We start from the raw sequence: 9,290 nt of genomic DNA, 5'->3' as shown, positions 1-9,290 counted from the left end.
GTCATGGGCGATGACCACGTACAGCAATGGAGGGGTCCTTTCCCGGAATGCGTGGAGATCATGCGCGTCCGCGGAGAAGTGGGCGGGGGCGGCGAGGGGTGGACGGCCGGCGGGCCGGGGCCGCACCGGTGGCCCGCTCGCCGCCCCCGCGGTCGGCGGGGCAGGGGCAGGGCCTCACGCTCCGGTCCCGTCCCGGGGCCCCTCGCCGGGTTCGGCCCGACCCCAGACCGAGACGGTGACGGGCGTGTACACGACCATGTCCGAGGGCTTCTCCAGAAGCTCGAAGGCCGCGTCGACCTCCTGCCGGCCCATCAGCCCGGCCTTCACGATCATGGGCGCGAGCTTGGCCAGGCTCATGGAGACGGTCTGGACGGCGGGGGTCCCCGCCTGCACGGCCGTCAACTGGCAGTCGGTGCCCAGCACCTTCAGGCCGGTGCGGCGGACGGCGGGGAGCAGCTTCATCCCGTACCCCGGGTCGGCGCCGCCGAAGTAGAAGAAGGTCTCCAGGGCGGAGGCGGCGCGGGTCAGCAGCGGCGAGGGCGGGTCGGTGCGCTGGATGCTGCGGATGTCGGCCTCCTCGACCAGCAGGTACCCGCCGGGCTTCAGGGCCGCGACGAACTCCCCGAGCACCCGCTCGCGCTCTTCGAGGTGCATGAGCAGGATCTTCGCGTGGACGAGGTCGTAGGCCCCCTTCTCCAGGGGGGTCCGGGTGATGTCCTGTCGCCGGATCTCCAGGTTCGGGGCCGACAACCCCTCCATGTGGGCGGTCTCGGTGTCGAGGGCGAGGACCGTGCCGAACTGGCCCACCCGGCTGGACAGCCAGCGGGCCACCGAGCCGGCTCCCGCGCCGACCTCGGCGCAGTGCCAGCCCTGCCCGACGCCGATCTGCTCCAGGTAGCGGAACGTCGCGGGGTCGGTCAGCGAGGCGATCCATTCCAGGCGGACCTTCTCCGGGTCGGTCCGGGGCTCCGTCCGCTCCGCTTCGGGCGCTGCTCCTTCTGCTCCCTCTGCGGCATCGGCGCGATCCTGCGTCACCTGCTCCAACGTGCTCATCTCCTTCGGCGGGGGACCGGGCGGGACGTCGAGGCGGTGCGGTCAGGCCCCGGTCTCGAAGAGTTCGGGGACCTTCATGGCGAGCATCATGTCGCCTTCGACCTTCAGCTTCCCGGTCATGAAGGCGCGCATGGCGTCCTGCCGGCCCTCGGCGATCGCGATCCAGGTCTCACTGCGGGTACTGAACGTGGTGTCGGGGTCCTCGACCCCGCCGGGGATGAGCTCTCCCTCGCCGCCGGCGATCCGGAAGGCCCAGACCCCGTCCTCGACATCGGTGATGTTCCACTGGAGCGTCCGGTCCAGGCCGGCCGCCGCCTCGCTCTTGAAACGTGTGGACAGTTCTTCGAACAGCTCGCCTACGCTCATGGACATGCGTGCGTGCCTCCTTGGTCAGTCCAATCCGAGCTTCCGCTGGACCTCCTGGAACTCCGGGTAGACATCGAAGACCTGGATGTAGTTCCCTTCGGGGTCCCTCAAGCCGAAGGTCCGCCCCTTCCCCATGTCCACGACCCCGGTGCGCGTGTCGAATCCGGAGTCGACGGCCGCCTTGTGCGCCAGTTCGGCGTCCTCGACGGCGAAGCCGAGCATCAGCCCGCCGCCGGCCTCGGGGATGTCGGCCTGAGTGGGCTTCTCTGAGCGCGCCGCCGCGTCCTGGAGCGCGATGCTGCTGCCCGAGCGTGCCGAGCGGAGCCACACGAAGGTGCCGTCCGGTGACGTGAACCGCTCGACGACGCTGAAACCGAGAAGTCCGGTATAAAAGGCCTTCGTTCTTTCCATGTCGCGAACGAGAATCGTCACCAGATCCAGCCTCGACATTTCTCGTGCCCCACTTCCTCGTTGCGGCCGGAGGTATTCCGCGTGGTGCGTGTATTCGGTCCGGGCCACATTAGGGACGCGGGCTTACCCCTCGCTTACCGAGGATGCAAGTCGCCGTTGCGGTGCCGGTCCACTGTCGGACCGGGCCCTTGTCCTGCACGATGCCGATTTCCTACCCTGGCGACGGTCGCGCGCTCGTTCCGCTCACACGCCGGGGTTCCGAAATGAACAACTTTCAACTTTCCGCGTATCCGCCGGCGCCGTCTCGGTGCTGCCCGTCCGAAGGGCGGGACGGCGGTGCGCGGTTCCGGGCCTTCTTCTTCGGCCCGTTCCGGGTTTTTCGCGGTCAGGAGCCCGTGGACCGGAGGTGCCAGCGGCGGGACACGACGCTCAGGATGCTGAAGTGGTTCCTGCTGCACCCGGGGAGTCCGAGATCGATGGACGAGCTGATCGACCTCTGCTGGCCCGACGCCGTTCCCGAGAAAGCCGTGCAGAGTTTCCACGTCACGATGCACAGCCTGCGCCGCATGCTCGAACCCGAACTGCATCCCCACCGGGAGTCGACGTTCATCAGGCGCAGCGGCAGCAATTTCTACCGGCTGGAGACCGGCGGCCTGTGGTGGACGGACACGGGGGAGGTCGAGGACGTATTCGACAAGGGGCGGGCCTGTGATCTGCGGCAGGACAAGCGGCGGGCCTGCTTCTACTACAGCCGGGTGACGGCCTACGGCATCCGGCGCTTCCTGGAAGGGGAGCAGGCCTGCGACCACTGGCTCGTCCCCTACCGCAAGCGCTACGAGGGGCTGCACTCCCAGGCGCTGGTCCGGCTCATCCACCTGCACCGGTCCTGCCGGGAGTGGGACGAGGCCGTCGAGTACGCCCGCCAGCTGCTGCAGCTGGACCAGTACAACCAGCTCGCGGCGGCCGCCGTCGTCGAAGGGGCCCTGGCCGCCGGCCGCTGCGACTTCGCCCGGCAGTGGCTCGCCGGGTTCGTCGCCTCGTTCGAACGCGACGTCGGCGCCGCCCCGAACGGTGAACTGCTCGCCCTGCGCACCAGAATGCTCGGGGACCCGCCCCCCGTCTCCCCGATGCCCGAGAGGCCGTAGCGCCGACGGCGGCCGGGGAGACCGAGCGGACGGCGGACCGCACGGCGGGCCCGGCGGGCTCGGCGGGACGGGGCGCGGGGCCGTTCTCCCGCGTGTCGGGCACCTGAACGGGACACGCCCCGCCGCCACCGTGCCCCGGCGGCGGGCCCCTGCGCCCCTCCGCGTGTTCGGGGCCGCCGGCGGAGAGGACGCGTGCCGCCCGTGGCGGACCGGACCGGCATGGCGGCGGCCCCGGGCCGGATGTCCGCGTGCCGTTCGATCCTGCGGTCAGGCGGCGCGGTCGCCCCGGATACCGGAGGCTTGCGCGGGGCGCGATCGGGGCAGGGGGTAGGTCAGCGACCCGACAGACCGGGGCCGTCGCTCGGGCCTGCTCTGTGCGGGGCGGGCCGGTGGTCGCGGGGGAGCGGCCGGCCTGTCCGGGCTTCTTGCCGAACTCGACGCCGCCGCGCGGTGGCGTGCCGATACGACGGGGATGGGACGGTGACGCGGCATGGCCGACACCGGAGTGGACAGCGCCGACGTGGTCGTCGTCGGCATGGGGCCCGGAGGCGAGGCCCTGGCCGGGCGGCTGGCCTCGGAAGGCCTGGACGTGGTGGGGGTGGAGGCCGCCCTGGTGGGCGGCGAGTGCCCGTACTGGGCGTGCATCCCGACCAAGATGATGGTGCGCGCGGCCGACGCGCTCGCCGAGGCGCGCAGGGTGCCCGAACTGGCCGGGAACGCCGAGGCCTATCCGGACTTCGCCCCGGTCGCCCGGCGCATCCGCGAGGAGGCCACCACCGACTGGGACGACACCGCCGCGGTGGAGCGCTTCCTTGGCCAGGGCGGCAGGTTCGTGCGCGGCACCGGTCGGCTGGAGGGCGCGGACACGGTCCGGGTGCGTGAGGACGGCGGCGGCGAGCGGGTGCTCCGGGCCCGCACCGGCGTGGTGGTGGCCGCCGGGACCGCCCCCGCGGTCCCGCCGATCCCCGGCCTGGACCAGGTGCCCTACTGGACCAACCGCCAGGCCGTGCGCGCCGAGAAGGCGCCGGACTCGCTGTGCGTGATCGGCGGCGGGCCGATCGGCCTGGAGTTCGCCCAGGCCTTCGCCCGCTTCGGCACCCGCGTGACCGTACTGGAGGCCGGCGAGCGGGTGCTCGGCCCCGAAGAGCCCGAGTCGGGCGCGCTGGTCGCCGACGTGCTGGGCCGCGAAGGGCTGGACGTGCGCACCGGCGTGCGCATCACCGGCGTGTCGCACGGCCCCGGCGGGTTCTCGGTGGACACCGGCTCCGGGCAGGTGGGCGCCGAGCGGCTGCTGGTGGCCACCGGGCGCCGCTCCGACCTCGACGGCCTCGGCCTGGCCTCGGTCGGTCTGGACACCTCGGCGCGCTCCATCTCCGTGGACGGGCGGATGCGGGCGGCGCCGGGGGTGTGGGCGCTGGGCGACATCGTCGGCGAGGGCGCGTTCACCCACGTCTCGGTCTACCAGGCGCGCATCGCCGCCGAGGACATCCTCACCGGCGGGAACGGGCCCACGGCCGACTACCGGGCGCTGCCCCGGGTCACCTTCACCGACCCCGAGGTGGGCGCGGTGGGCCTGACCGAGGCCCAGGCCCGCGAGAAGGGACTCCAAGTGCGCACGGGCACGGCGCAGGTGCCGTCCACGGCCCGGGGGTGGATCCACAAGGCGGGCAACGACGGGTTCATCAAGCTCGTGGAGGACCGTGGCGCCGGCGTGCTGGTCGGCGCCACCTCTGCCGGGCCGAACGGGGGAGAGGTGCTGGGCGCGCTGTCGGTCGCGGTGCACGCGCGCACGCCGGTGGAGACGCTGCGAGGGATGATCTACGCCTACCCCACGTTCCACCGCGGGATCGAGGACGCGCTGAACGACCTGGCGGGCGGCGACTGACCACCGGAGGGCGGGGCCGCCCTGGTGCGCCTCAGCCCAGAGAGCGGGGGCACGGGCGGCAGCACCCGTGCCCCTACCGGGCGGCCGTCAGACGTGCGTGCGGCTCAGCCCGAAGAGGATCGCGGCGGTCACCAGGCCGTAGACGGCGTGGCCCATGAGGCGCATCATCGCGGGCGGGCCGAGCATGAACAGCGGCATCCCCGGGAAGGCGGGCATGAGCACGAGCGCGCCCAGGACCCACCACACCACGCCGCAGAGCAGACCGGCGGGGAGGACCGTCCGCACCCGGTCGGCGACGGCGCCGGCGAGCACGCCGAAGCCGAGTCCGATCGCCGCCGATGTCGCCAGGTGAACGACGGCGCCGACGGCCGCGCTCTCGGAACCGACCAGCATCGCCACTATCGGCAGCATGGCGGTCACCGCCATCAGCGCGCCGAAGACCACCCCGCCGCCGAGACCTGAGATGAGCCCCCGCCCGGCATGGGTCAGGGCGCGGGAACGTGCATGAGCGATCGTGGCCATGCCCCCTCGTATTCGCCTCGGCCCGCGCCGACCGCTCGGGAACGGGTCGCCGCCCCTTCCCTCCTTGCTCCGCCGCCGGGCCGGTCCGAGGCGCGGTCGTGTCGGGAGCCTGACAGTCTCGCCCATTCCTCCGGTCCTCGCCGTATCGGAGCGGGGGGCGCCGGTGGGACCTGTCGGGGAGGTGGGACCCGCGGGGACGACCGTTCCCACCGGCGGACCGAGCGGGGGCCGACTCCTCCCGCCCTCACCGGCTCGGGCCTGGCCGGAGGGCCTCCCGGCCGCTCCACGGCCGTGCCGGCCCCCGCTTCCGCCGAGGCACCCCCATTGACAGCCGGAGAAGCGCGCCGATATTCATCGGAGGCATACCGAACGGTCGGCATGCAAAGAGGGGCGAGGCGACCATGGGCTTCAATCTCGCGACGATCCTGCGCGAATCCCGGCTGGCCGAACCGGCCAAGCCGCTGTGCCACAGCGGCGGCACGGCCTTCAGCTACCAGCAGGTCGACGAGGTGTCGGGCCGGGTGGCGGCGGGCCTGCGCGGCCTCGGCCTGGTGCCGGGCGACCGGGTGGCGGTGCAGCTGCCCAACGTCGAGCAGTTCCTGTTCTGCTATTTCGGGATCCTCAAGGCAGGGCTGGTCATGGTGCCGCTCAACCCGCTGCTCAAGGCGCCCGAGATCGCCTACCAGGTGGAGGACGCCGGGGCGGGCGTGCTCGTCACCTTCGGGCCGCTCACCGCCGAGGCCCTCCGTGCCGGCACGAAGGCCGCCGTCTACGTGGTCGGCGACCCGGAGCCCCCCGAAGGCACCCTGCCGTTCGAGGAACTCCTCGCCGCGGACGACACCGGAGAGATCGAGCCGACCCGGGCCGAGGACACCGCGGTCCTGCTCTACACCAGCGGCACCACCGGCAGCCCCAAGGGCGCCGAGCTCACCCACCACCAGCTCTACATGAACTGCACCGTCGCCGGGGAGCTGTTCGGCTTCCGGTCCGACGACGTGGGCCTGGCGGTCCTGCCGCTGTTCCACGTGTTCGGCCTGTCGAGCGTCCTCAACGTCGCGGTGCGCTACGGGGGCACGCTCGCGCTGGTCCCCCGGTTCGAGCCCGGGCCGGTCGTCGATGCGATGGAGGCGCACCGCTGCACGGTCTTCTCGGGCGTGCCGACCATGTACGTCGCCCTCCTCCAGGAGGACCTCGCCGGACGGGACCTGTCCGCACTGCGGGTCGGCGTCTCCGGAGGGTCGGCCATCCCCGGCGAGGTCATCCGGGCGTTCGAGGAGACCTTCCCCGGAGCGGTGGTCCTCGAGGGGTACGGGCTGTCGGAGACGGCCAGCACCACCACGTTCAACATCAGCGCCGAGGAGCGCAAGGTGGGCTCGATCGGCAAGCCGATCCGGGGCGTCGAGACCCGGATCGTGGACGAGGACGACCGGCCCCTGCCCCCGGGGCCCGACCACGTCGGCGAGATCGTCATCCGCGGCCACAACCTCATGAAGGGCTACTGGAACCGGCCCGAGGCCACCGCCGAGGTGTTCCGGAACGGCTGGTTCCACACCGGCGACCTCGGGTACGCCGACGAGGACGGCTACCTGTTCATCGTCGACCGGAAGAAGGACCTCATCATCCGCGGCGGCTACAACGTCTATCCGCGCGAGATCGAGGAGGTCCTCTACGCCCACCCCGCCATCGCCGCGGCCGCCGTGGTGGGCAGGCCCGACGCCCGCCTCGGCGAGGAGGTCGTCGCCCACGTCGCCCTGGAGCCCGGGAGCACCGCCACCGCCGACGAGGTGACCGCGTTCTGCCGGGAACGCCTGGCCGCCTACAAGTACCCGCGCGAGGTCCGCTTCCTCGACGCCCTCCCCGTCGGCCCCACCGGAAAGATCCTCAAGAAGGAGCTGCGCGCGTGACCACCGTCCCCACCGTCAACGGCCCCCTCGACAGCTCCGCCCTCGGCACCGTCTACATGCACGAGCACGTCTTCGTGCTCACCACCGACGTGCAGATCAACCACCCCGGGGAGTGGGGCGACGAGCAGGCCCGCGTCGACGACGCCGTCGCCAGGCTCAAGGCCCTCGCCGCCCAGGGCGTCACGACGATCGTCGACCCGACGGTGATCGGCCTCGGCCGGTACATCCCCCGCATCCAGCGGGTCGCCGCCCGGGTGCCCGAGCTCAACATCGTGGTGGCGACCGGCGTGTACGCCTACGAGCGGGTCCCGTTCTTCTTCCGGCACCGCGGCCCCGCCCTCAACGAGGCGCTGGGCACCGAGGTCCCCGACCCGATGACCGACATGTTCGTCGAGGACATCACCGGGGGGATCGCGGACACCGGCGTCCGGGCGGGCATGCTCAAATGCGCGATCGACGAGCCCGGCCTCACCCCCGGCGTGGAGAGGATCATGCGGGCCGTGGCCCGCGCCCACCACCGGACCGGCGCGCCGGTCACCGTGCACACCCACCCGGGTTCGCGCACCGGCCTGCACGTGAAGCGCGTCATGTGCGACGAGGAGGGCGTGCCTCCCGGCCGGATCGTCCTGGGCCACAGCGGCGACACCGCCGACTGCGACCACCTGTCCGAGCTCGCCGACGCCGGGTTCGTGCTCGGCATGGACCGGTTCGGCCTCTACCTGGAGACCACCTTCGAGGCCCGGGCGGACACGCTGGTCGAGATGTGCCGGCGCGGCTACGCGGACCGGATGATCCTCTCCCAGGACGCCTCCTGCTACATCGACTGGATCGACCCGGAGGTCATGGCGTTCCTCCCGCAATGGAACTACCTGCACCTGCACGAAGAGGTCGTCCCGTACGTCCGCGAGCGCGGTGTCACCGAGGACCAGCTCGACCGGATGCTGGTCGGAACCCCGCGCCGTGTGTTCGAGGGCGCGGTGGGCTAGGGGCCGTGTCGCGGCACCGGGCGCACCGCCGTCCGGGAGCCTCCGGGCCCTCGACCGCGCACTCCGGGCCGATGCCGCGCCCGTCCACTCCGCGCCCGTCCCCATCACGGGCGGTCCCGCCACCCGCCGCCACCGACCGCCCCCGCCCAGGCCGCCATCCACGGACAAGGACACCCGAATGACCGAGACACCGCCCTCCGACCTCGTCCTCGCCGAACGCCGCGGCGCGGTCCTCCTGCTCACCCTCAACCGCCCCGACCGGCTCAACGCCTGGACCTATGCGCTCGAAGACCGCTACTTCGACCTCCTCGACGAGGCGGACGGCGACCCGCGGGTCCGTGCGGTCGTCGTCACCGGGGCGGGCCGCGGCTTCTGCGCCGGGGCCGACTTCGAGGACCTCCAGAAGGTCGGCACGCGCGGCCCGGATTCCGTCGAGCCGCCCGAGAGGGAGCGCCCGCGGGAGCGCCCCCTCTTCCTGCGCAAGCCCCTGATCGCCGCGATCAACGGCGCGGCCGTGGGGCTCGGCCTGGTCGAGGCGCTCTACTGCGACCTGCGCTTCTGCACCCCGGAGGCCAAACTGGGCACCGCTTTCGCCCGGCGCGGCCTGATCGCCGAGTACGGCATCGCCTGGATCCTTCCCCGCCTGGTCGGACAGAGCCGCGCCCTGGACCTGCTCCTGTCCGCTCGGCTGGTCCGCGGCGAGGAGGCGCTGTCCCTCGGGCTGGTCGACCGCCTGGTCGAGCCCGAGTCCCTGGTGGAGACCGCGGTCGCCTACGCCGATGAACTCGCCCGGCTGTCCTCGCCGACCTCGATGAGCCTCATCAAGGACCAGGTGATGCGCGCCATGGACTCCGACTTCCCGACCGCGGTCGCCCACGCCGAGACCCTGATGGCCGAGGCCTTCCGCCACCCCGACTCCGCAGAGGGCGTCGCGAGCTACCTGGAGAAGCGGGACCCGCGGTTCCGTTCCCTGGAATGAGCCCGGCCCCGGAGCCGCGCCATGGCCCCTACGTCCTCA

9 protein-coding genes are annotated in these 9,290 nt (G+C 72.5%); 5 read left to right on the top strand and 4 right to left on the bottom strand.

From position 1 onward, the window contains the following. Window positions 1-174: 174 nt before the first annotated feature. Genes C892_RS0127545 through C892_RS0127535 form a run of 3 tightly spaced genes read right to left on the bottom strand, consistent with a single transcriptional unit; the run spans window position 175 to window position 1,869 of the window. Window positions 175-1,053: a class I SAM-dependent methyltransferase gene (locus C892_RS0127545; RefSeq protein WP_239647564.1), complete on the bottom strand. Its 879-nt coding sequence runs from the start codon at window positions 1,051-1,053 to the stop codon at window positions 175-177. A 42-nt stretch (window positions 1,054-1,095) separates the two neighbouring features. Next, the gene (locus C892_RS0127540) at window positions 1,096-1,425 is read right to left on the bottom strand and encodes an SCP2 sterol-binding domain-containing protein (protein WP_017559841.1); all 330 of its coding nucleotides are present in this window, start codon (window positions 1,423-1,425) and stop codon (window positions 1,096-1,098) included. An 18-nt stretch (window positions 1,426-1,443) separates the two neighbouring features. Then, a complete protein-coding gene (locus C892_RS0127535) occupies window positions 1,444-1,869 on the bottom strand; it encodes a VOC family protein (protein ID WP_017559840.1) in 426 nt (141 codons plus the stop codon). Window positions 1,870-2,306: 437 nt separating this feature from the next. Here C892_RS0127535 and C892_RS0127530 point away from each other — a divergent pair, with 437 nt between their 5' ends. Together C892_RS0127530 and C892_RS0127525 are read left to right on the top strand one after the other, a co-directional pair. Then, window positions 2,307-2,975, top strand: a complete 669-nt coding sequence (locus tag C892_RS0127530) for an AfsR/SARP family transcriptional regulator (protein ID WP_017559839.1) — start codon at window positions 2,307-2,309, stop codon at window positions 2,973-2,975. A 490-nt stretch (window positions 2,976-3,465) separates the two neighbouring features. Further along, complete coding sequence (locus tag C892_RS0127525) at window positions 3,466-4,860, top strand: dihydrolipoyl dehydrogenase family protein (protein ID WP_017559838.1); 1,395 nt, start codon at window positions 3,466-3,468, stop codon at window positions 4,858-4,860. An 87-nt stretch (window positions 4,861-4,947) separates the two neighbouring features. Here C892_RS0127525 and C892_RS0127520 read toward each other — a convergent pair whose 3' ends face one another. Further along, entirely contained in the window at window positions 4,948-5,382 is a 435-nt protein-coding gene (locus C892_RS0127520) for a hypothetical protein (protein WP_026124678.1), read from the bottom strand. Window positions 5,383-5,783: 401 nt separating this feature from the next. Between C892_RS0127520 and C892_RS0127515 the strand changes: the two genes are divergently transcribed. The 3 genes from C892_RS0127515 (at window position 5,784) to C892_RS0127505 (ending at window position 9,251) form a co-directional block, all read left to right on the top strand. Further along, window positions 5,784-7,286, top strand: coding sequence for a long-chain-fatty-acid--CoA ligase (locus tag C892_RS0127515; protein WP_017559836.1), 1,503 nt, complete (start codon window positions 5,784-5,786; stop codon window positions 7,284-7,286). Beyond that, a complete protein-coding gene (locus C892_RS0127510; protein WP_017559835.1) occupies window positions 7,283-8,272 on the top strand; it encodes a phosphotriesterase family protein in 990 nt (329 codons plus the stop codon). The genes C892_RS0127515 and C892_RS0127510 overlap by 4 nt, the downstream gene beginning before the upstream one ends. A gap of 178 nt (window positions 8,273-8,450) precedes the next feature. Continuing rightward, window positions 8,451-9,251, top strand: a complete 801-nt coding sequence (locus C892_RS0127505; RefSeq protein ID WP_017559834.1) for an enoyl-CoA hydratase-related protein — start codon at window positions 8,451-8,453, stop codon at window positions 9,249-9,251. Window positions 9,252-9,290 lie beyond the last annotated feature (39 nt).

Origin of the sequence: Nocardiopsis baichengensis YIM 90130 (assembly GCF_000341205.1) — a bacterium.
Classification (GTDB): domain Bacteria; phylum Actinomycetota; class Actinomycetes; order Streptosporangiales; family Streptosporangiaceae; genus Nocardiopsis_A; species Nocardiopsis_A halophila.
This window is presented reverse-complemented; position numbering and strand designations above follow the sequence as displayed.

Bases quoted from the DNA above. Each gene is read 5' to 3' on its own strand.
- C892_RS0127505 (WP_017559834.1), top strand. From the start codon at position 8,451: ATGACCGAGACACCGCCCTCCGACCTCGTCCTCGCCGAACGCCGCGGC.
- C892_RS0127545 (WP_239647564.1), bottom strand. From the start codon at position 1,053: ATGAGCACGTTGGAGCAGGTGACGCAGGATCGCGCCGATGCCGCAGAG.
- C892_RS0127535 (WP_017559840.1), bottom strand. From the start codon at position 1,869: ATGTCGAGGCTGGATCTGGTGACGATTCTCGTTCGCGACATGGAAAGA.
- C892_RS0127515 (WP_017559836.1), top strand. From the start codon at position 5,784: ATGGGCTTCAATCTCGCGACGATCCTGCGCGAATCCCGGCTGGCCGAA.
- C892_RS0127520 (WP_026124678.1), bottom strand. From the start codon at position 5,382: ATGGCCACGATCGCTCATGCACGTTCCCGCGCCCTGACCCATGCCGGG.
- C892_RS0127530 (WP_017559839.1), top strand. From the start codon at position 2,307: ATGGACGAGCTGATCGACCTCTGCTGGCCCGACGCCGTTCCCGAGAAA.
- C892_RS0127540 (WP_017559841.1), bottom strand. From the start codon at position 1,425: ATGTCCATGAGCGTAGGCGAGCTGTTCGAAGAACTGTCCACACGTTTC.
- C892_RS0127525 (WP_017559838.1), top strand. From the start codon at position 3,466: ATGGCCGACACCGGAGTGGACAGCGCCGACGTGGTCGTCGTCGGCATG.